Below are 21,409 nucleotides of genomic sequence, written 5' to 3'. Positions count from 1 at the left end.
ATCTTGACCTTTTGTATATTTATGTGAATAGTAGCTATAATTCCCATAAATAAAGTTAAAACTATGTGAATAGCTTACCTATAACATGTGAAAGTATAAGATGACAATTTTAGGAATTGACCCTGGAACGAGAAAAATGGGCTATGCTCTTATCTCTTTGGAGAAGGGAAAAATAGCGTTAATTGAGGCGGGACTTATAAAGATAAAAGCCGAAGAGCTACAGTTTCAGATTCCGCAGATGGTAGAGGCTTTTGAACATATTTTTAAAAATTTTAAGATAGATGAAGTGGCAATTGAAGATATTTTTTATGCACACAACCCAAAAACAACCATAAAACTCGCCCAATTTCGTGGAGCGATAATGCTTATGCTTCTTCAACAGTTTGGACAGTTTAGTGAATACACCGCACTTCAAGTAAAACAGGCACTTACAGGAAACGGAAAAGCGACAAAAGAGCAGGTTGCATTTATGGCAAAGAGACTTTTAAACATAAAAAAAGAGATAAAACCGCTAGATATAACAGATGCCATTGCAGTTGCGATAACGCACTCACAAAGAGTACATCTTGCCTTAAATCAAAGATGAAAAGAGTAAAAACAGTATAATTGTACTATTAAAATATCAAGGAAAGTTATGAATCCATACCTGAATTTGCCGGACGGACACCCTGTTAGGGTCTATTTGGAAGAAAATATGTTGATGCGAGGTTTGATAGCAAGTATCAGCAGTATCAACATAGTTGACAATTTTGAAGAGTTTGAAGAGAAATTTAACAAGCTTTGTCTGGTCGAAAAACATTTTGCAAGAAAAGAGAATCAGCTTTTTCCATATCTTGAAAAGTACGGCTGGACAAGTCCGTCACAAAATATGTGGGCATTTCATGACGACATAAGAGCAGAGATAAAAACCGCAAGAGCTTTGGCACAAGAGAAAAATATGCCCGCACTTATGCAGCAGTTGCAGAGAGTTTTTGGAAGCCTAGAACATATCATGCAGGTTGAAGAGGGCAGACTTTTGCCAAATGCGATGAATATGCTTGATGAAGAGGACTGGAAAGAGATGAGAGCCGGTGATGAAGAGATAGGCTGGATGTTTGATGAAGCGCCGGCAGCTTATCCTCCGCATGTAGAGGGCGAATACATCCATCCGTCTCAAGATAAACAGAAAAGAAAACTACCTTTTTCGCTTGATGGCAGAATCAAGCTTGACGAGGGCTATATGCTCCCTGAACAGATTAACTGGCTCTTAAAATTTATGCCTGTTGATATCACTTATGTTGATGAAAATGATATCGTTATTTTTTACAACCGTGGAGATGAGAGAGTATTTCCAAGAAGTGCAGGAATCATAGGACGAGAGGTAAAATTTTGCCACCCGCCAAAGTCTGTTGACCAAGTTTTGATGATTTTGCGAGAGTTTAAAGCAGGTCGCAAAGATGAGGCAGAGTTTTGGATAACATTTAAGGGTAAGTTTATTCACATTCGTTACTTTGCCATCAGAGATGATGAAGGTAATTACAAAGGCGTTATAGAGGTTTCCCAAGATGTGACGCATATAAGACAGTTAGAGGGTCAAAGAAGATTGTTGGACTGGGAATAATTTTTAGATAAAATTACAAAAAAATTAAGGATAATAAACATATGTCAAAATTTGAAAATGTTACGATAGTAAAAAAAGCAAATATTTACTATGATGGAAAAGTTACAAGTAGAACGGTTGAGTTTGCGGATGGTACGAAAAAGACGCTAGGAATCATGATGCCTGGGGATTATACTTTTGGGACGGATGCTGCTGAAATCATGGAGATTATGAGCGGAGAGCTTGATATTAGACTTCCAAACGAAGAGTGGAAAACTCTAAACACGCCCGAGACTTTTAGTGTGCCTGCGAACTCTTCGTTTGATCTCAAAATCAAGACTGTTACGGATTACTGTTGTTCATATATAAACTAGTTATATAAACTGTGAAGCAAGTCCGTTAAGAGTTGCTTCATCAAGTGCGCCTGAAACTCTATGAACCTCTTTGCCGCCTTTAAATACTATAATGGTCGGAATACTTCTTATCCCAAACCTGCCGCCTAATTGCTGTTCATTTTCTGTATTTACTTTTGCAAAGAGGGCTTTTAGCGGAAAATTTTTAGCACTTTTTTCAAAATTTGGAGCCATCATGCGGCATGGTCCGCACCATGGCGCCCAAAAATCAACTACTACGGGAATGTCGCTGTTTACGATGAATTCGTCAAAGTTAACAGTTGTTAACTCGATGGGTTTGGTCTCTAAAAGTGAGCTTTTACACTTACCGCAGTTGGCTTTTGTGTAGGAGTCTCTTTGCGGAACATTGTTAACGCTTTTGCAGTGTGGACAGACTACTCTCATTCTCTCTCCTCTGTGATTTTATAGAACAACGGCATAGATAGAGCCTCTTCTGTAAACAAAGATTCTTTTCTTCTCTTTTGATGCACTCAAGCGTTTGAAATCTTCCAGTGAAGCGATTTCGCTGTTTTCTACTTGAATGATGATATCATTTTTTCTTATACCTGTTTTATAAGCTTCACTTTTTTCATCTACTGAAGTGATAAGTACGCCGTTTGTTTTGATACCGAGCTGTTGTCTCTCTGCCGTGCTTATCTCTGAGAGTTTCATGCCTTTGTATTCGTAAGAACCGTCGGTTGTTTTGTTTTCGGATGTTCCAAGCTTTATGCCAAGAGAGCTTATCTTTTTGTCTCTTAAATATTTGAGGTTAACGGTTTTGGATGGAGCGTATGAGCCTATGGTATTTTTGAGTTCACTAGCACTTGAGATTTTTTTGCCATCAACCTCGATAATCAAATCGCCTCTTTTAAGCCCTGCTTTTGCCGCCGGAGAGTTCTCTTCCACGCTCGTAACAAGTGCGCCATAGTTGTTGTCATAAAAACTGCTCATGTCGTTATCGACATCGGCTATGTTTACTCCAAGATAGGCACGGGTGTATTTACCGCTATCTATAAGGCTTGTTGCGACCGTTGTTACCATGTTTGCGGGGATGGCAAAACCTATGCCGACATTGCCGCCTGATTTGGAGATAATGGCAGAGTTGATGCCGATGAGATGTCCTGCCGAGTTGATAAGCGCACCGCCTGAATTTCCAGGATTTATAGAGGCGTCTGTTTGGATAAAGTCTTCATACTCCACGATTCCAACGCCATTTCTGCCGGTTGCTGAGACGATTCCCTGTGTGATGGTCTCTCCAACTCCAAAAGGGTTGCCAAGTGCAAAAACTACATCGCCCACTTTTACTTTGTCGGAGTTGAAAAAAATTGCCGCATTGAGATTTTTTGCTTCGATTTTGACAACTGCCAAATCGCTCTTCTCATCTTTACCGATCAGTTTTGCTTCGTACTCTTTTTTATCTCCCGCAATAGTGATGATAATCTCATCCGCTCCATCTATAACATGGTTGTTTGTTATGATGTAGCCGTTTTGAGAAATGATAACGCCCGAGCCAAGGGACTGCTCTATCCTCTCTTGCGGAACTTGTCCGTAACCTCTAAAAAACTCTCTAAAAAATGGATCGTTATAAAACGGGTTTGCGTTTAGTCCTGCACTGTTTATCTTCTTCTTGATAGAGATATTGACTATGCTTGTTCTAACATTTTCTAAAACATTGTTATAGGAGAGTATGCGATTTTGGCTTGTAGGATGTTCACGCTCTATGGTTTGGGGTGCGTACTTGAACTCGACACCCTCTTTTGCATAAACAAGTGTAAATGTCAGCAGTGAAAGCAGAATAACTTTTTTCATGAAAACTCCTTTTTTTTATTTCAAAATGGTATAACTAAAAGGTTAATGAAATTAAAAGGAAATTTCTTCGTATTTGAGAGATGCGGCTTTGATATAGCAAATGGAGTTTGCAACAGCCAAAGGAGCGTTGTAAACCCCAAGAGCAAAAGTAAAAGTGTTCTCCACAAAAAGAAGCGTTATACCATCACTCATATCGATGTTTGGCAGTTTTGAACTCTCTGGCACTTTGGCATCACTCACGCCACTAAATTCTAAAACGATAGCTACCCAGTCAAATGCTCTTGCACTGTCTTGCGTGGCTACAGTAATTTTAACTATAGTAGGAGAGACAATCTTTATAGACCTAAGCTCTGCGTCCACAAAGTTGCCAAATCTCTTTAAAAAGGTGTTCAAATCATTTTTTAAGAGAGGTTTCATTTACTGACAACCGACACATTCCATGCTTCTGTCTTCTACATCGCTTGCCATTTGAGGCGATTGTGAGCGTAGATAGTAAGTCGATTTGAGACCAAGCTTCCATGCGAGTGAATAAATCTCATTGAGGTATTTGCCGCTTGCCTTGTCGAGTGTGATAAAGATGTTGAGGCTTTGCCCCTGATCTATCCACTTTTGGCGAATCGCCGCTGCTTTTATGAGAAGCGTTTGGTTCAAGTCGTAAGCCGGTGTATAGTATGCCCAAGTCTCTGGGGAGAGTTCAGGAACAACAACAGGGATAAGTCCTGAGAGATTCTCTTCATACCACTTTCGTTTAAAGACAGGCTCAATCGCTTGTGTTGTTCCTATGAGGATAGAGATAGAACTTGTAGGAGCGATTGCCATAAGATAGCCATTGCGCATCCCTTGCTTTTTCACTTTTGCACGTAGCTCTTCCCACTCATAAGCAGAAGCAAAAAGTCCGCCACGGTCGATGAGATTTTTCACCTCTGCGTTTGCATAGTCCATCGGCATAACACCCTTGCTCCATTTTGAACCCTCAAACTCAGGATAGACACCTTTTTCAAGTGCAAGGTCACTAGATGCAGAGATAGCGTTAAAACTAACAGCTTCCATGATTTCATCTATCTTGTCAAAGTGTTCTTGACTTCCCCAAGCTATAGCTTTTTGTGCTAACATCTGCGCTTCGCCCATAACACCAAGACCGATTGCTCTTGTTTTCATGTTAGTGCGTTTTACTTTTTCTATCGGGTAGAAATTTAGGTCGATGACATTGTCCAAAGCACGGATGGCGATTGGGACGATTCTGTCGATATCCTCTTTTGTGTTGATGCGGGAGAGGTTTACCGAGGCGAGGTTACAAACAGCGGTATCGCCGTTTACTTTCTCTTTTTCAACCACATAAATCTCTCTGCCACCGAGTGAATCCAGAGCGGTTACCTTTTTAGCAGGTTTTTGTAGTCCGCTATCTACCTTGATAATCTCATCCTCTTCATAACTAACACTTTCACCGTTAGCAAAAATAAACTTGACTTTATAGTGGTTAGGGTTTGTGTTTTGGAAGATTTCCGTACAGAGGTTAGAGCTTCTTATAACGCCAGTGTGGTTGTTAGGGTTCGCACGGTTTGCATTGTCTTTAAAACATAAAAACGGACTGCCGCTCTCAAAGTATGATGTGAGTATCTTTTTCCAGAGGTTTTTTGCTTTTATCTTCTCTTTGATGATGCTCTCGTTATTTTCTAGTTCCATGTATCTTTTGTTGAACTCTTCGCCGTAAAGCGTTGTCAGCTCTTTTGCGTCATAAGGGTCAAAAAGCGTCCAGATGCCGTCTTCTTCAACTCTTTGCATGAAGAGGTCGTTGAGCCAAAGCGCTGGAAAGAGGTCATGCGCACGGCGGCGCTCCTCGCCTGAGTTTTTCTTCAAATCCAAAAAGTCGTTTATATCGATATGCCACGGCTCCATATAAACAGCGATAGCACCTTTGCGTGTTCCAAGCTGGTCAACTGCAACTGCTATGTCGTTAGTGATTTTTAAAAACGGGATAGTTCCGCCCGCTGCATTTTTATGCCCATCGATGTAGGAGCCCATGGAACGAACATTTGTCCAATCCCAACCTATGCCTCCGCCGAATTTTGAGAGCATCGCCATCTCTGAGTAGGAGTCAAAAATCCCTTCTATGTTGTCAGGAGTTGAACCGATGTAGCAAGAGCTTAGTTGATGTCTTGTTGTTCTTGCGTTGCTTAGAGTTGGAGTTGCTAACATAACTTCAAACGATGAAATCATGTTATAAAACTTGACAGCCCACGCCTCTTTTTTCTCCTCTCTTTGAGCCAAAAACATTGCAATCGCCATAAACATATGTTGTGGCAACTCTATGGGGTTACCGTTTCTATCTTTTATGAGATATCTATCGTAAAGTGTCTTTACGCCAAGATAGTTAAAGAGCATGTCACGTTCTGGTTTGATGTGTTTTTCAAGTTCTTCAAGGTTATACATCTCCTTTAGGCCCAAAAGAAGTCTTCCCTCTTTTTCGCCTTTTTCAAAGTAACTCTTAAGAGATGAGTAACCCGTAAAGCCGTTGACTTCATGGTAAAGGTTAAACAAAAAAAGTCTTGCTCCAACAAATGTCCAGTTTGGAGCATCTATGTCTATCTTGTCCACTGCCGTTTTGATAAGTGTTTGTTGTATCTCTCTTGAGGTAATGCCATCGCGAAAATGAATCTGTGCATCAACCTCTAGCTCGCTTTGAGAAACATTGCTTAGACCTTCAACCGCGGCAGAGGTATATTTTTGAATTTTACTGATATCTAGTTTTTCAGTTCTGCCATTTCTTTTTATAATTGTTATCATGCGTACTTCCTAAAAATCTGTTTTTTACTATTTTTGCTAAAGAAATATTAGCACAATTATGTCATTTTTACTTGAAAACTCTTGCAAAAATTTTGTCCACATTTTTAGTATAGTAATCATAATTGAAACATTCACGAATCGCCTCTTCGCTTAGACTTGCTCTTAACTCATCATCTGCCAATAGGTGGTTTAGGTAAAGACTTTCGCCCTTTTCATTTGTGGTTGGTTTGCCTTGCTGTATCTCTTCCCAAACTTTCATCGCATTTCTTTGAACTATGCGGTAAGCATCCTCACGGCTAACACCTTTGAGCGGAAGTTCCAAAAGAACTCTTTGAGAAAATACCAAGCCGCCTGTTAGGTTTAGATTTTTCATCATATTTTCAGGATAGACCGTTAGGTTTGCTATAACGTTGTTCATACGGTGAAGCATAAAATCGCTTGTTATAAAACTATCTGGAAGCCAAAATCTCTCGGTTGAAGAGTGGCTGATATCTCTCTCATGCCAGAGTGCGACATTCTCCATGGCAGGCATCGCATAGGCTCTTATCATACGAGCCAATCCTGTTATGTTTTCTGTTAGTATTGGATTGCGTTTATGCGGCATTGCCGATGAGCCTTTTTGCCCTTTTGCAAAATACTCTTCACACTCATAAACCTCTGTTCTTTGCCAGTGGCGGATTTGAACAGCGAACTTTTCTATGGAGCTAGCTAAGAGTGCTAATGCAGTTGCTAGTCTTGCGTATCTGTCTCTTTGTATAACTTGGTTAGATGCGGGTGCAGGTCTTAGACCGAGTTCTTTACATGTATATTCTTCAAGCTCAAGCGGAGCGTGAGCGAAGTTTCCCATTGCTCCACTCACTTGACCGACACAGATGACATTAAATGTCTGCTCTAAGTTTTCCAAATGTCTAGCCATCTCATCGTACCAAACAGCTAACACAAGACCAAATGTTATAGGCTCGCCATGGATACCGTGGCTACGTCCTACCATCAAAGTCATCTTATGCTCGAATGCTCTTTTTTTGATGGACTCCATAACCATCTTCACATCTTTGATGATAAGTTCAAGTGAGCTTTTCATCTGAAGTGCTACGGCGGTGTCCACCGTGTCTGAACTTGTCATACCATAGTGAAACCATCTGCTCTCTTCGCCTAGCGTTTCAGATACGCTTGTAGTAAATGCTATAAGGTCGTGACGAGTGATAGCTTCTATCTCGTCTATCCTTTTTATATCAAAACCTGCATTCTCAACTATCTTCTTAGCGTCCTCATCAGGGATAAGTCCTAGTTTGTTCCAAGCTTTTACAACCGCTTTTTCTACATCGAGCCAAGCCTGATATTTTGCCTGCATCGTCCATTTTGAACTCATCTCTTCTCTTGCGTATCTCTCTACCATTTATTCAACCTGATTATTGTAAAATTTGTGTTACTAACTGAGTATAAAGCAGTTTTATATTTTCAGATTTTACATAAAAAACCATAACAGAAGGATTAAAAATTGCCCTTTGTCATTAAAAAAATGTTTGCCAAAGAAAGAGAGAGTGCCTTTCTTTTTTTAAAGAGAGAATTGGGATACTCTCAAAGAGATATTCAAAGATATATAGCCGTGGGAAGAGTTCTTGTAAATGGCGTTCCTATCACAAAGCCATCGGACTTTCTTGAGGGCGAGATAGAGTTTATCTGTTTTGAACCGATTTCAAAAGGGTTAGCTCCGCATGTGGTAGATGAGAAGTTTGTAGTTTTTGACAAACCAAGCGGAATGCTTATCCATCCTCAAAACAGACATACAGAATACTCTCTTATAGATGAGCTAAAAGCTCAATTCGGGATGGATGCAAACATTGCGCATAGAATAGACCAAGAGACAAGCGGACTGGTTCTGTGTGCAAAAGATAAAAAGAGTGAAGTTGATATAAAGATGATGTTTCAAGAGCGTGATATGAAAAAGAAGTATCTTGCAATGGTTCACGGTGCGTTAAAAGAGGAACTTCGCATTGATGCTCCGCTGCTTCGTTATGATGATGAGAAGAGCGCTCTTGTGAGAATGGTGGTAAAAGTTGATGCTAGCGGCAAAGAGTCTTTGACATTTGTAAAACCACTAAAATATTTTGAGCATTTAAACATGACACTTGTAGAGTGCTCCCCACATACAGGAAGACAACATCAGATACGAGTACATATGTTTCATGTGAAACATCCGATAGTTGGTGACCCAGTTTACGGACAGAGTGAAGAGAACATCGTTAAATATTTAGATAGAGAGTTGGATAGAGATACGAGAGTAAAGCTAAGTGGTGCAAGAAGATTGTTGTTACATGCAAATGAGTTAGAGTTTGAACTTTACGGTAAAAAATACAATGTGAAAAGCAGCGTAGATTTTGAGCAAATTTGTTTTGAAAGTATGAAAGTTTAAATTTATTCAAGATAGATGTGAATAACTTTTTGTATCTTTCGGAGACAATTAAACAATTTCTTTAACATCAAATCATAAAAGCCATAAACACCCCTAAAATAGGCGTTTTGCGCTATATGTGAAAAGATGTAATTCAGGATATATTTATATAAATATTTTCTTAAATAAAGAAAGAATTTCTAAATTTATTTTTTAGAAAACTTACTTTTGTTCACATCTTAGAGCAATGTGTGAATTGTACACATATTGAAGAAAAAAGATGATTTTTTTATGAAATAAATTCTTTTTAAGAGAGTTTTTTAAGTTTTGTAAAAAAGCAGATAGGCTCTTTATTAATTATTGTAAGGTATGATTTTGCCCATAAACGACCTCCCTGGTGTGTTGGTCGTTTAGCTTTTCTCATCCTCTTTTGTAGCAGCCTTTATAAATCCAACGAGACCCACAGCAAAAACAGTTATTAGAAAAACAATCTGAAAAACTTCTACATAACTCATCTATCTTCACTCGCAGTTTTTTCTTTTAGTTGACCACATGCCGCACTGATATCTATGCCTTTAGAGTCACGGATAGTGCATAAAAGCCCATGGTTTATAAGATACTCTTGAAAAGCGACCATATCTTTCTTCTCTGGTCTCTCATAAGGGGTGTCTGGATATGGGTTGAAGTAGATGAGATTTACTTTTGCTTTGATGCCTGAGAGAAGTTTTACTAGCTTTTTAGCAGAGCCTAAGTCGTCATTTTTGTTTTTGATGACGAGATACTCAAACATAACTCTTTTTCTTGTGTCAATCGGGAAGCGTTTTACAGCGTCTATAATGGACGCTATGTTGTGCGCTTTGTTCATGGGGATAAGTTCTGTTCTTAGCGCATCATCAACGGCATGAAGAGATATGGCGATGTGAACGCCCAAATCCATCTCTCCCAGTCTGTCTATCTTTGTGCTTAAGCCGCTTGTGGAGACTGTTTGTCTCTTGCCAGAAATCGCCAAGCCCTCTTCCTCTTGAAATACCTCTATGGCTTTTGCAAGGTTTGCAAGATTGTCAAGCGGTTCGCCCATGCCCATATAGACCATGTTTATCATCCTGTTATGTTTGTGGTTATTGTCTCGTTTGAGTGCAACAACTTGAGCAACAATCTCCGCCGCACTCAAATCCCTCGTAAAACCGCCTTTTGCAGTTAGACAAAACGCACACCCTACTTTGCATCCGACTTGCGTTGAGACGCAGATGGTGTATTTTGCTTCTTGAGTGACATTTCCCTCTTCATCTGTTATCTCCTCTTTCATCTTTAGCCAGACAGTTTCGATGGTTTTGCCGTCTTGAAGTTCAAAAAGGTACTTGATAGTTCCGTCCGACGCAATCTCTTTTTTTACGATTTTCAGCGGGTCTATAACAAACCTCTCGCTTAGTTCATCACGCAATGTTTTTGGCAGATTTTTCATCTCATCGTAAGATGTTACATAGTTATGATAGAGCCAGCCGTAAATCTGTTTTGCTCGAAATGAGGGTTTTACCTCTGTTAGTAACTCTTTGAGGGTAAATTCATAAAGGGAAGGTTTCATTTTTTTGTTAGCTCTTTTATTCGTTTTTTTACATGCTCACTTAAGAGCCTTTTCGCCTCTTCATGGTTTTTAAGAAAATCCGCATGCGCATTTTTGTTAGTGTAGTTTGTTATGCAAAAAACTCCGCCAGCAGGTATGTCAAACTCTTGTGCAACGCTTAAAACAGCGAAAAATTCCATATTTTCGATGCCAACTCCAAATCGAAAAAACTTTTTTGTTAGCTCTTCGTTAGTAGAGATATAGTTGGAAGAGTTGACGATAACATCTTTTTTGTTAGTGGTGTTAGTTGAGATAACATTGTCCAGTGGTGTATAAGCGTCGCCCGACAAAAAGCCAAGTTCGATGTTTGAAGCAGTTTTTGATTCGACTATGTCAAAGATACCAAGCTCTCCATAGCTTCCCGCACTCCCCACAAAAAGCAGAAATTCTGGTTTGTCAAAAAGGCAAGCTCTTGTGAGATTTATGGTTGTCTCTATTAGCCCTACTCCCATGGGAGTGGCAAAATCAAATGTTTCGTTGTTTCCGGCGCAGATAATCATAGACGAACCGGAATATTGTTTGCATGGAGGTAGTGTTTAAGATCCATGATATCTATCTCTTTATAGTGAAAGATGCTTGCCGCAAGAGCAGCATCTGCACCATGTTCAAATGCCTCTTTTATATGCTCCATCGTCCCTGCTCCGCCGCTTGCTATCACTGGAACATTGACTGCACGGCTGATAAGTTCTGTGATGGTTAGCTCAAATCCTGCTTTCGTTCCGTCTGCATCCATAGAGGTTAAGAGTATCTCACCGCTACCTCTATCGACTGCCTCTTTTGCCCACTCTACCGCATCAAGCCCAGTATCAACTCTTCCGCCGTTGAGATAAACATGGTATCTATTGCCCGTTTTTTTAACATCAATCGCCGTAACGATACACTGTGAACCAAATCTTTTTGCACCTTCATCTATAAGTTCAGGTCTTTTGATGGCAGCGGAATTGACGCTTACCTTATCACATCCGACATTTAAGAGTTTGTAAATATCCTCAAGTTTTCGTATGCCGCCGCCAACCGTTAGAGGTATAAAAACCTCCTTAGCAACTTGCGCAACGATATCTACAATGGTATCACGGTTATCACTTGATGCAGTGATATCGAGAAATGTAATTTCATCCGCACCCTCTTGGTTGTATCTTTTTGCAACTTCTACAGGGTCGCCTGCATCTTTAAGTCCGACAAAATTTACACCCTTGACAACACGCCCGTCTTTAACATCAAGACATGGGATAATTCTTTTTGCAAAGTAGTTATTCAAAATAAAAGCCTTTGATAATATTATGAAATTATACTTATTTATGACTTATAGTTGTATTTGGCAGTAACTTGCAAAATGTTTCATGTGAAACATTCGGTTATTATGATAAAAAAATAGCGACATTAACTAAATATAAGCAAAATTAGTATACAATCCCCCTCAATGGAAAAAATTGTAGCAAAAAAGAAGTTCGGACAGAACTTTTTAAAAGACGAAACTGTTTTACAAAAAATCGTCGAAGCGATGCCCAACAACGATAATAAAATCGTAGAGATTGGACCTGGCTTAGGTGATTTAACTAAATATTTAGTAGATGTCAAAAGTGTAGAAGCTTTTGAGGTCGATACCGATTTGTGTAAACTGTTACAAAAAAAGTTTGAAAAAGAGATCGCAACCAACCGGCTCCGCATAAATTGCGGGGATGTTTTAACTGCTTGGAAGAGTGAGCTTATAGAAGAGTCGTATGATTTGGTGGCAAATTTGCCATACTATATAGCGACAAATATCATTCTAAAAGCCCTCGCAGATTCAAAATGCAAAAATATACTTGTAATGGTGCAGTTTGAAGTTGCAGAGAAGTTTTGTGCTCGTGAGGGCGATAAAGTGTTTGGTTCTTTGAGTATTATAACTCAAAGCGTTGGGGATGCACACATAGTTGTGAGAGTTCCGCCAACAGCGTTTGAACCGCAACCAAAAATAGACTCTGCAGTTTTTTTGATACAAAAAAATAGCGATAGATGTAATGGAGATTTTGAGGATATGCTGAGAGTTGCATTTACGCAGCCTCGAAAAACTCTTATGAAAAATCTATCGGTAACGTATGAAAAAAATCTTCTTCAAGAAGCTTTTCTTAAGATAGGCTTAGCACAAACCATTCGTCCTCATCAAGTCTCTACACTTGACTATCACCAACTCTATAAACTAACAAGGAGTTTGGATGGAACAACAAGAGAGTCAGGAAAGCGTTAAAAGCGTTTCTCAAGAAAATCGTAAACAGTATAACAATAACAAAAGACATAACAATAGTGGCAGACCAAATAACCCAAATGCCAACAAACCTGCTGCACCAGCAAATGCTAACCCAGCAAATAAAAATAAAAATGCTTCAAAAGGGCGTCGTCGTCAAGGCTTGCCTGTAGATGAAAATCTTAGAGCATTTGTTGAACTCAATCAAGAAGCACATAAGCAAAGACTTAATCCACACTACAAACTAGATTTGAACTCAAGAGATAAAATCCGTATTACTCCGCTTGGTGGACTTGGTGAAATTGGTGGCAATATCACTATTTTTGAAACACAAAATGAGGCAATTCTTATCGATGTGGGAATGAGTTTTCCAGATGAAGATATGCATGGTGTAGATATTTTGGTACCTGACTTTAGCTATATCCGTGAGATAAAAGATAAGATAAAAGCAGTCATTATTACACACGCACACGAAGACCATATCGGTGCGATGCCTTATCTTTACAAAGAGATGCAGTTCCCTATTTACGGCTCTCCGCTTCCTCTTGCGATGATTGCAAGTAAGTTTGATGAGCATCACATAAAAGAGTTTAAACAGTATTTTAATCCGATTGAGAAGAGAAAAATATATAAAATCGGTGAAGATTTTGACATAGAATGGATGCATATGACCCACTCTATTATAGATTCATCCTCGCTTGCCGTTACGACAGCATGCGGAACTATCATCCATACTGGTGACTTTAAAATCGACCATACCCCAGTTGATGGCTATACAGCGGACTTGCATAGACTTGCTCATTATGGGGATAAAGGAGTTCTTTGTCTGCTTAGTGATTCTACAAACTCTTACAACACAGCACCAACACCATCAGAGCTAAGTGTCGCACCTGCTCTTGATAGAGTGTTTGCAAAGGCTGAGGGAAGAGTTATTCTCTCTACTTTTAGTTCCAATATCCACCGTGTTTATCAAGCTATCCAGTATGGTGTGAAGTATGGGCGTAAGGTTTGTGTAATCGGTCGCTCAATGGAGAGAAATATAGAAGTGGCGATGCAGTATGACTATATCAAATTGCCAAAAAATATCTTTGTAGAGCCTGAGCAAATCGCTTCTATGAACGATAAAGAGATTTTGATAGTAACAACAGGTTCGCAAGGAGAGCCAAGCTCTGCTCTTTTTAGAATGTCTATCGGTGAGCATAGACATGTGAAGATTAAACCTACGGATTTAATCGTTCTCTCATCTCGCCCTATTCCAGGAAATGAAGGCTCTATTTCTGGGATGTTAAACCATCTCCAACGTGCTGGTGCAAAAGTGGCTAATGATAGAGATATTCACGTTTCAGGTCACGCTTCTATCGAAGAGCAAAAGCTGATGCTCCGTCTTGTAAATCCTAAGTTTTTCTTGCCTATCCATGGAGAGTATAACCATGTTATGAAGCATAAAGAGACGGCGATGATGTGTGGTATTCCTGAACGTAATATCTACATTATGAACGATGGCGACACTATCGAAATCGCTCCAAAATATATGAGAAAAGTGAAAACCGTTAGAACTGGTAAGACATATATTGACAACCAAAATAACCATAAAATTGATGACGATATCATTATCGACCGTCAAAAACTTGCATCTGATGGTATTGTCATGATAGTTGCTCAAATCGATGGACAGCACTCAACGATGCTCTCAAAACCGCTTGTAACATCGTTTGGTCTTGTTGCTGACAAGCAAGATAAGTATTTTGCCAATGAGATAGAAGAAGTTTTAGAGCACTTCCTTGCTAACATAAAAGAGGGACTTCTTGAAAATGCAAGAGCACTAGAAAACGACCTTCGTCAAGTTGTGAGAAAGCATATCTACAGAAAAATGAAAAAATATCCGCTTATCGTTCCGCATATTTTTGTAATGTAACATTGGAGTTGCAGAGGATTATCTCTGCAAATCTATATCTCTGTATCCATCCTCTTCGCTCATCATCGTTCCATAAACCCGCACTGTTTTTTTTTCGCTAGGTTGAAACTCTTTTGTATATCCAAGATAGTGATAGACAAGTTCATAGATATCATAATGAGAGAGTATCTTTTCAATGTGCGTCTCAAGGTTTGAGTGTATCACAAGCGGTACAGAGTAAATCTCCTTTTCAAACCTGTTATGCCCTGTTTTGCCCTCTTCCCCAAGCATCTCTCCATGGTCTGAGACAAAGATAAAAAGATATGGTTTTGTGGAGTGGCTACTTACATAAGCCATAAGTTGGCGCAAGATAGCGTCCGAATAGAGCATAGAGAGATGGTATCTTTTCTCTATGGAGTCGCTCCTGTTTGCGTTTTCATAGTAGATGTATGGACTGTGTTCCCCTTGCATCTGCAAAACGATAAAGCTTTTCTCATCCAAAGAGAGAGTTTTTAGATGTGCGAGCAACTCCTTGTCGTCTCGTGAACCTGCTACTTTAAAAGTGTCGATATGCTCCGTAGAGAGATATGGAGCTATATACTGCAAACTCTTTTGGCTTTGCGTTGTGAAAAAAGTCGTTTTGTAGCCGTTTTGCTTTGCAAGTAAAAAGAGGTTATTTTGCAAATCTAGCGTTTTTGGAGAGAGTGCGCCATTCAGAAGCAGAGGCACGGCGACATCGGTATTTGTCGCTCCGCTTAGGATGGTTTTGTAGTTGTAGTTTTCAAACAGTTCATAGCGTTCTTTAAGATGCTCACGGCTTCTCATGCTCTCGCCTAACACTAAAATAATGTTGTTGTCACGCTGATAAAGAGCTGTTTTTTGCCCTCCATCACTTTTTTGGATAGCACCCTGCCCTTTTTGTAAAAAAATAGTTTTAACACTCTCTTTGATGAGCAAAAGCGAAGCATCATGCAGTTTTTCTTGAAACCAAAATGAGAAAACCAGAAAAAGGGAGAGTAAAATCGGCGATATGTTGCTCTTTTTATAACCCATAGACATAGCAACAAAAGAGGTCACCCCAACCACAAAAAGCGGATAAAGCCCCACCTCATAAAGAGTCCCAAGCGTCTCAAATGTCTCTGCTATATGTGTAAAAAAGAGGTAGATATCGCTAGTGCGAACATGAACGCCAAAGTAAGCCATAAAAGTAAAATGGACAAGATACAAACTCTGTAAAACAAGAAGATAAGCTTTAAAATAGTGTGATTTTGAAAAAAGGCAGAGCGTCGCAAAGAGCATCAAAAACTCCAAAAGCGAAAACTCAAATCCACTCCCAAAAAAGAGTAAAAAAAGGTAGTTTTGAGAGTAGAGCAAAAGGGAGAAAAGTAGGAGTTTTATTTGAAAGCCTTTTTTAAAAAAGTTTAGCTCAAATTTTTTAAATCTGCAAGCCAAAAAGCTTATAAAATGAACTTCTCAGCAACTTATCGGTACTCTAACACTTATAAAAAATTCAAAAGGCAGAGCATTGTCAGAGAAAAACGAAACACAATTTGAAGACGCAGTGAAGTGTATGATGCTTCATGTTGGAGAAAATCCAAACCGAGAGGGGCTTTTAAAAACTCCGCAGAGAGTTAAAAAGGCTTATGAATTTATCTTTGGCGGGTACAAGGAAGACCCTAGAGAGATACTTAAATCTGCTCTTTTTACAAGCTCTAACGATGAGATGGTGCTTTTAAAAGATATAGAATTTTACTCTACTTGCGAGCATCATCTTTTGCCGATTATTGGGCGTGTTCATGTGGCTTACATACCAGATGGCAAAGTGGTGGGTCTCTCAAAGATTCCACGTGTTGTCAATGTTTTTGCACGCCGCATGCAGATTCAAGAGCAGCTTACAGAGCAGATTGCCGATGCGATTATGGATACGATAGAACCAAAAGGCGTTGCAGTTGTGATTCAGGCGAGACACATGTGTATGGAGATGAGAGGGGTGGAAAAAATCAACTCAACTACGACATCTTCGGCTCTTAGGGGGTTGTTTAAAAAAGATGAGAAGACAAGAAGCGAGTTTTTCTCTTTGATAAACTCTCCTACTGGCTCACGTTATTAGAGTTATGCAAGACAAAGGACGCCTGCTGTGCCTCTAAAATCGCTTAGGGAGAAAATCTCAAATAAAAAGTATTCGGTTACATTTGGCGAGGTTGTGAAAATCAATGCGACCGTTATCACTGCCAGAGGTCTTAAAGTAAGCATCAGTGACATCGTCAAGATAATCTCCAACGAGACAGCCCAAGAGACGATAGGCATGGTTACAGAGATAGACGGCACTACTTTTTTTATCACTCCTTTTAGTTTTGTTGAGGGGTTTTGCTCTGGCGATAGAGTGTTTTTAGACCAGACGGGGTTGAATATCCCTGTTGGCGCATCTCTACTTGGACGTGTTGTTGATCCGTTTATGCGCCCAATTGACGGCAAAGGGGGCATCAATAGTTCAAAGCTCTCTCCCATCATCAAAGCGCCCATAGCTGCCATGAAGCGAGGGATGATAGATGAGGTTTTTCGTGTCGGAGTAAAGAGCATTGATGGGCTTTTGACATGCGGAAAAGGGCAAAAACTAGGCATTTTTGCGGGAAGCGGTGTTGGAAAATCGACACTTATGGGGATGATTGTACGTGGTGCGGTTGCACCCATAAAAGTGGTCGCACTTATCGGTGAGCGTGGAAGAGAAGTTCCTGAGTTTATAGAAAAAAACTTAGGCGGCAATCTTGAAAATACTGTTATCGTCGTTGCAACATCTGATGATTCGCCATTGATGCGAAAGTACGGTGCATTTGCGGCTATGAGCGTGGCGGAGTTTTTCAAAGATCAAGGGCTGGATGTTCTCTTTATCATGGACTCGGTTACACGTTTTGCGATGGCTCAAAGAGAGATAGGGCTAGCCCTTGGCGAACCACCGACATCAAAAGGGTATCCGCCCTCCTCTTTGACACTTTTGCCACAACTCATGGAGCGTGCAGGAAAAGAGGAAGGTAAAGGCTCTATCACTGCCTTTTTTACGGTTCTCATCGAGGGGGACGACATGAGCGACCCTATCGCTGATCAGTCTCGCTCTATTTTGGATGGTCATATCGTTCTCTCTCGTGAAATGACCGATTTTGGCATCTACCCTCCTGTGCATATCCTCAACTCTGCTTCTAGGGTGATGAATGATATCATCTCTCCTGAGCACTTTAAGGCTGTGATGAGGTTTAGGAGGCTCTACACACTCCTAAAAGAGAACGAGGTGCTTATCCGCATAGGAGCGTATCAAAAAGGGAGTGATGCTGAACTTGATGAAGCTATGAACAAAAAAAGCGAGATGGAACAGTTTTTGAAGCAAGGTGCTTCTTTTCAGAGTGACTTTGATGAGACGGTAGCAACACTTCTAAAGCTTATGGGTTCTTCATAATAATATCGAAATTTCTCCAGCTGTCTCTTCTTGGTCTTTGCGCTTGTTCTTGGGTGATGGCAAGTTTGCGCCCAGAGAGTTGCTCAAAGTTTTTCATGTTTTGGCTCATTTCGCTATCTATGCCAAAGACATCGATATAGGTGTAGATAATCGCTTCCGCACCTCTAAAATCTTTTGTATTGATAAGTGTTTGGATTCTTGCATGAAAACTTACACGGAGTAAATCGCCTATTTTATGGCGTCTGCTATGGAGTGTAAGAAGCTCTCCAAGTGTTTTTTTGATTCCTTTGATATTTCCAGCAAGTGCATACTCTTCACACGCTAGCATCAGTTTTGACCAATGTTTTTCTAAAAGTATCCCGAGTTCTATGGATTTGAGGTGCTGATGCATATCTAAAATTTCATAACACTCTATGAAATTATTTTCACCGTAGGCTTTTTGTAGTGCTAAAATATGCTTGCATTTGCGGTGCAACTCCTCTACCTTTTGTGCCACATCTGGAATCTCTTGAAGGGTTAAGAGGAGTTTTCTTGCCTTCTCTACTTCACCTTTTTGTATCGCCTCTTGCACCTCTTCAATCGTCTCTTGAACCTGTTTGTTCATAGCAATATAGTTTGGAATCTGCTTGAAGAGCTCGTTTTTATCGATAAGTTGGTTGATGGTTCTAAAATCTCGCTTTTGAATCGCCTTTAGGAGGGCTACAAACTCTCTGTTTTGTGTAAGTAGAAGCTTGATAAGAGGCTTTTTTGAAAGTACGGTGCTATACTGCGCCAAAAGCGCTTTGGCACTCTCAAGATTGTTTTGAAGAATATGTCTTTGCGCATTTGAAAAAGCGAGCTTAAAAATCTGCTCCATTTTATGATACTGTAGCGTCTGCTTAAGAGGTTCATATTTTGAGCACATCGCATAGGCAAGAGGATATTTTTTTTCTAAAAAGAGTGCTTGAAATCGTAGGTAGTGTTTAAAAGCGTCAAAGAGCTCTCTGATTTTGGTCTGTTTAGACGGAATATCTTTGTAAAGATTTAAAATCTGTATCGCCAGTGCATTGTTTTGGTTGATAAGTGCTTTTGTAGCGTTCTCATAACTCTTCTCAAACTTCTCTTCAAGCATCTTATGTTCATAAGAACCTTGAAGCATGGGTTCTTTTGCTATAAGTTTAAATGCTTCTGCGAGGGAGTTATGCAGGATAAGAGAGCGAAGCTTTGCGATACCCGGAAGAGCGACATTGACGATTTTGTTGTTTTCAAGAGCAACGACTAGAGAATCAGCACTGCTCATTACTACTCTATTTATCGGTGTCTCAAACTCTATGTATCTGCTATGCGTGATTTTGTAGTTTTGGATATCAATGATGATGACCGTGTTAGATTTGCCAATGACCATGACATAGTTGGGATTTGGCATAACTAAAAGCTGTTTAATGCCAAGCAGCGGTGTTTTAATGCTTTTATATATGTGGTGATTGTCAAGCAAGATGACATCAACGCTTCCATCACTGCTTCCCACAAGAAGTCTTTTTTCATCTAAAAAACAGAGTGCATCAGCTCTGTTTTTACTATGTGTCAAAACATCTTTACTTGCCTGTGTATAAAAATCAATGATAAAAATAGCACCACCATAGCCACTGCAGGCAAACTGATTTTTATGAAAAGCAAACGCGCTGACAAAGTTTTTTTCCTCTTTTGTTTTGAGAGGGTTTTTCTCTCTCTCATAGGGAAAAGAGCAGAGTCTTGAGAGAAGTTGTGACTGATTTGTTTTGTACTGAAGTACTCTTCCGTTTTTTGTTCCAACAACAATGTAGTTTGATGTTGGATCAAAACTGATGATTTGAATCTCTTCATCATATGTCTCAATCGTTTGGAGAAGCTCTTTGGTTTCTATGTCTATGATGTAGAGAAATGGAGTGTTTGCAAAGGCAAAATAGTGAGCGTTTGGACTAAAAGCCGAGGCAGTGACGGAGGAGTTTAAAGAAATATTTGCAATGCTTTTTCTGATTTCGCATGCGCTAAGGTCAAAGATTTTTATGCCATGTAACAGCGTACTATACGCCACGAGCGCATCACTCAGCATAGTTAAAGCAGTAATATCAGATTTGGCACTTTGGCACTCATATATCTTAAGCATAAAATATTATAGATAAAAAAAGTAGTATTTGAACTGAAAGTTAGTTGTGATGGGAGTAGAGATGAGGTTTGAGCCATAAAAAATGGCTCAATTATTTTAGAAGTCTAAAGCTTCTATTTCAGAGTAAGCCTTCATAAGGTGTTTACCCATCTGCCCTTCGTATGCATCCCATTTGTGGTACGCTTTGAGTTGCTCATGTACTTCTGGTTTGATTTCATAGCTCTCAACGCCATCTTTATACGCTTTTTGCGCCCCTGCAGCAACGATTTTGAGATATGTCAAGAAAGGTTCAACCGTCTTTTTTGGGTCTTTTCCTGAAGGACCATGCCCTGGAACGTAGAGTGCATACTTCTTGAAGCCATCTTCTTGTTTCATAATCTTCTCTAAAAGTTTGATGTTTTCGAGAATACTTGATGATTCATCAAACGCTCCAAAGCGGTTTGTGATAAGATTGTCGCCGATAAAGAGTGTGTTAGAGTTAACATGCTCTATAAGTATATCGGTGTCAGTATGTCCGCCGATAAAGTGACGCATGATAAATGTTTGCCCATCTACTTCAACAGTTTGTTTGTTTTCTATGCCTTGCGTTGGAAAGGTAAAAGGTTTAGTTCCCTCTAAATTTCCAGTAAGTCTGTCCAAAATACCATACCATGTCTCAGCAGAGTTGTCTTTTACCTGCTCAATCATATAAGTGAGCGCGTAAATTGGTGTATTTGGGTATTTTTCTAAGATATTTTTATTTGCAAACCAGTGATCACCATGCTTATGTGTGTTAAAAACTGCAATAATAGGCTTTTTGCTTACCTTTTCAATTTCAGCAAGTATCTTCTTGCCAACATTGTAGTTTCCACCCGGATCGATAACAATAAGCCCGTTTTTACTCTCAATGATGGCAGGATTGTTCATAAAGCCCTCATTCTCTTTGCTTGGCTCTTTTTCTGGTCCGTGCATAATATAGACATTTTCATGAGCTTTTTTAAACTCAAAGTTTCCTAATGTTCCGAGTGTAAAAGCATTGAGCGTGAGCGAAAATGCTATGACTGTTGAAGCTAAAAACACAATTTTTTTCATCGTATCTCCTATGATATATTGAGATTTATTATACTTGATGTAGGTTGAATTATCTATGTGAAAAAAGTAA

At 39.6% G+C, this 21,409-nt stretch carries 19 protein-coding genes; 8 read left to right on the top strand and 11 right to left on the bottom strand.

Annotation, left to right across the window (positions count from 1 at the left end; translation table 11 throughout):
- The first annotated feature begins 100 nt into the window (after positions 1 to 100).
- The 3 genes from ruvC to ppnP are packed head-to-tail and all read left to right on the top strand — an operon-like array spanning position 101 to position 1,953.
- The gene (gene ruvC, locus AC6H4V_RS11825; protein ID WP_428729544.1) at positions 101 to 586 is read left to right on the top strand and encodes a crossover junction endodeoxyribonuclease RuvC; all 486 of its coding nucleotides are present in this window, start codon (positions 101 to 103) and stop codon (positions 584 to 586) included.
- A 48-nt stretch (positions 587 to 634) separates the two neighbouring features.
- Entirely contained in the window at positions 635 to 1,600 is a 966-nt protein-coding gene (locus tag AC6H4V_RS11820; protein WP_497606988.1) for a DUF438 domain-containing protein, read from the top strand.
- 41 nt (positions 1,601 to 1,641) lie between these two features.
- Positions 1,642 to 1,953: a pyrimidine/purine nucleoside phosphorylase gene (gene ppnP, locus AC6H4V_RS11815; protein WP_428729546.1), complete on the top strand. Its 312-nt coding sequence runs from the start codon at positions 1,642 to 1,644 to the stop codon at positions 1,951 to 1,953.
- Here the strand turns inward: ppnP and trxC are convergent, their stop codons facing one another.
- The 5 genes from trxC to purB form a co-directional block, all read right to left on the bottom strand.
- On the bottom strand, positions 1,954 to 2,376 hold the full coding sequence (gene trxC / locus AC6H4V_RS11810) for a thioredoxin TrxC (protein ID WP_497606987.1): 423 nt from the start codon (positions 2,374 to 2,376) through the stop codon (positions 1,954 to 1,956).
- 18 nt (positions 2,377 to 2,394) lie between these two features.
- On the bottom strand, positions 2,395 to 3,780 hold the full coding sequence (locus tag AC6H4V_RS11805; RefSeq protein ID WP_497606986.1) for a Do family serine endopeptidase: 1,386 nt from the start codon (positions 3,778 to 3,780) through the stop codon (positions 2,395 to 2,397).
- 51 nt (positions 3,781 to 3,831) lie between these two features.
- Complete coding sequence (locus AC6H4V_RS11800) at positions 3,832 to 4,197, bottom strand: hypothetical protein (RefSeq protein WP_497606985.1); 366 nt, start codon at positions 4,195 to 4,197, stop codon at positions 3,832 to 3,834.
- Entirely contained in the window at positions 4,198 to 6,564 is a 2,367-nt protein-coding gene (locus tag AC6H4V_RS11795; RefSeq protein WP_497606984.1) for a ribonucleoside-diphosphate reductase subunit alpha, read from the bottom strand. It abuts the gene before it with no gap.
- Between the two features lie 67 nt (positions 6,565 to 6,631).
- Positions 6,632 to 7,960: an adenylosuccinate lyase gene (gene purB / locus AC6H4V_RS11790; protein ID WP_497606983.1), complete on the bottom strand. Its 1,329-nt coding sequence runs from the start codon at positions 7,958 to 7,960 to the stop codon at positions 6,632 to 6,634.
- Positions 7,961 to 8,083: 123 nt separating this feature from the next.
- Between purB and AC6H4V_RS11785 the strand changes: the two genes are divergently transcribed.
- Positions 8,084 to 8,977: an RluA family pseudouridine synthase gene (locus AC6H4V_RS11785; RefSeq protein WP_428729552.1), complete on the top strand. Its 894-nt coding sequence runs from the start codon at positions 8,084 to 8,086 to the stop codon at positions 8,975 to 8,977.
- 490 nt (positions 8,978 to 9,467) lie between these two features.
- Here the strand turns inward: AC6H4V_RS11785 and rlmN are convergent, their stop codons facing one another.
- The 3 genes from rlmN to hisF are packed head-to-tail and all read right to left on the bottom strand — an operon-like array spanning position 9,468 to position 11,835.
- Positions 9,468 to 10,538, bottom strand: a complete 1,071-nt coding sequence (gene rlmN / locus AC6H4V_RS11780) for a dual-specificity RNA methyltransferase RlmN (protein ID WP_497606982.1) — start codon at positions 10,536 to 10,538, stop codon at positions 9,468 to 9,470.
- Positions 10,535 to 11,077 carry a phosphorylase family protein gene (locus AC6H4V_RS11775; protein WP_497606981.1) on the bottom strand — a complete coding sequence of 181 codons (543 nt, stop codon included), beginning with the start codon at positions 11,075 to 11,077 and terminating at the stop codon, positions 10,535 to 10,537. The genes rlmN and AC6H4V_RS11775 overlap by 4 nt, the downstream gene beginning before the upstream one ends.
- Positions 11,074 to 11,835, bottom strand: coding sequence for an imidazole glycerol phosphate synthase subunit HisF (gene hisF, locus AC6H4V_RS11770; RefSeq protein ID WP_497606980.1), 762 nt, complete (start codon positions 11,833 to 11,835; stop codon positions 11,074 to 11,076). The genes AC6H4V_RS11775 and hisF overlap by 4 nt, the downstream gene beginning before the upstream one ends.
- A gap of 162 nt (positions 11,836 to 11,997) precedes the next feature.
- Here hisF and rsmA point away from each other — a divergent pair, with 162 nt between their 5' ends.
- Both rsmA and AC6H4V_RS11760 read left to right on the top strand, forming a co-directional pair.
- Positions 11,998 to 12,804, top strand: coding sequence for a 16S rRNA (adenine(1518)-N(6)/adenine(1519)-N(6))-dimethyltransferase RsmA (gene rsmA, locus AC6H4V_RS11765; protein ID WP_497606979.1), 807 nt, complete (start codon positions 11,998 to 12,000; stop codon positions 12,802 to 12,804).
- Positions 12,773 to 14,716 carry a ribonuclease J gene (locus tag AC6H4V_RS11760; protein ID WP_428729557.1) on the top strand — a complete coding sequence of 648 codons (1,944 nt, stop codon included), beginning with the start codon at positions 12,773 to 12,775 and terminating at the stop codon, positions 14,714 to 14,716. Before rsmA ends, AC6H4V_RS11760 begins: the two co-directional genes overlap by 32 nt.
- Before the next feature lie 18 nt (positions 14,717 to 14,734).
- On the opposite strand, the gene AC6H4V_RS11755 is transcribed toward AC6H4V_RS11760, so the two are convergent.
- On the bottom strand, positions 14,735 to 16,147 hold the full coding sequence (locus AC6H4V_RS11755) for a sulfatase-like hydrolase/transferase (protein ID WP_497606978.1): 1,413 nt from the start codon (positions 16,145 to 16,147) through the stop codon (positions 14,735 to 14,737).
- Positions 16,148 to 16,220: 73 nt separating this feature from the next.
- Between AC6H4V_RS11755 and folE the strand changes: the two genes are divergently transcribed.
- On the top strand, positions 16,221 to 16,805 hold the full coding sequence (gene folE / locus AC6H4V_RS11750) for a GTP cyclohydrolase I FolE (protein ID WP_497606977.1): 585 nt from the start codon (positions 16,221 to 16,223) through the stop codon (positions 16,803 to 16,805).
- 27 nt (positions 16,806 to 16,832) lie between these two features.
- Positions 16,833 to 18,143, top strand: a complete 1,311-nt coding sequence (fliI, locus tag AC6H4V_RS11745; protein WP_497606976.1) for a flagellar protein export ATPase FliI — start codon at positions 16,833 to 16,835, stop codon at positions 18,141 to 18,143.
- On the opposite strand, the gene AC6H4V_RS11740 is transcribed toward fliI, so the two are convergent.
- Positions 18,127 to 20,268 carry a WD40 repeat domain-containing protein gene (locus AC6H4V_RS11740; protein ID WP_497606975.1) on the bottom strand — a complete coding sequence of 714 codons (2,142 nt, stop codon included), beginning with the start codon at positions 20,266 to 20,268 and terminating at the stop codon, positions 18,127 to 18,129. The genes fliI and AC6H4V_RS11740 overlap by 17 nt on opposite strands.
- A 96-nt stretch (positions 20,269 to 20,364) precedes the next feature.
- The gene (locus AC6H4V_RS11735) at positions 20,365 to 21,339 is read right to left on the bottom strand and encodes an MBL fold metallo-hydrolase (protein WP_428729562.1); all 975 of its coding nucleotides are present in this window, start codon (positions 21,337 to 21,339) and stop codon (positions 20,365 to 20,367) included.
- Positions 21,340 to 21,409: the final 70 nt, after the last annotated feature.

The organism is Sulfurimonas lacustris (assembly GCF_059705355.1).
This window is presented reverse-complemented; position numbering and strand designations above follow the sequence as displayed.

Coding starts and splice junctions, on each gene's coding strand:
- ruvC (WP_428729544.1), top strand. CDS start 101: ATGACAATTTTAGGAATTGACCCTGGAACGAGAAAAATGGGCTATGCT.
- AC6H4V_RS11820 (WP_497606988.1), top strand. CDS start 635: ATGAATCCATACCTGAATTTGCCGGACGGACACCCTGTTAGGGTCTAT.
- ppnP (WP_428729546.1), top strand. CDS start 1,642: ATGTCAAAATTTGAAAATGTTACGATAGTAAAAAAAGCAAATATTTAC.
- trxC (WP_497606987.1), bottom strand. CDS start 2,376: ATGAGAGTAGTCTGTCCACACTGCAAAAGCGTTAACAATGTTCCGCAA.
- AC6H4V_RS11805 (WP_497606986.1), bottom strand. CDS start 3,780: ATGAAAAAAGTTATTCTGCTTTCACTGCTGACATTTACACTTGTTTAT.
- AC6H4V_RS11800 (WP_497606985.1), bottom strand. CDS start 4,197: ATGAAACCTCTCTTAAAAAATGATTTGAACACCTTTTTAAAGAGATTT.
- AC6H4V_RS11795 (WP_497606984.1), bottom strand. CDS start 6,564: ATGATAACAATTATAAAAAGAAATGGCAGAACTGAAAAACTAGATATC.
- purB (WP_497606983.1), bottom strand. CDS start 7,960: ATGGTAGAGAGATACGCAAGAGAAGAGATGAGTTCAAAATGGACGATG.
- AC6H4V_RS11785 (WP_428729552.1), top strand. CDS start 8,084: ATGTTTGCCAAAGAAAGAGAGAGTGCCTTTCTTTTTTTAAAGAGAGAA.
- rlmN (WP_497606982.1), bottom strand. CDS start 10,538: ATGAAACCTTCCCTTTATGAATTTACCCTCAAAGAGTTACTAACAGAG.
- AC6H4V_RS11775 (WP_497606981.1), bottom strand. CDS start 11,077: ATGATTATCTGCGCCGGAAACAACGAAACATTTGATTTTGCCACTCCC.
- rsmA (WP_497606979.1), top strand. CDS start 11,998: ATGGAAAAAATTGTAGCAAAAAAGAAGTTCGGACAGAACTTTTTAAAA.
- AC6H4V_RS11760 (WP_428729557.1), top strand. CDS start 12,773: ATGGAACAACAAGAGAGTCAGGAAAGCGTTAAAAGCGTTTCTCAAGAA.
- AC6H4V_RS11740 (WP_497606975.1), bottom strand. CDS start 20,268: ATGCTTAAGATATATGAGTGCCAAAGTGCCAAATCTGATATTACTGCT.
- AC6H4V_RS11735 (WP_428729562.1), bottom strand. CDS start 21,339: ATGAAAAAAATTGTGTTTTTAGCTTCAACAGTCATAGCATTTTCGCTC.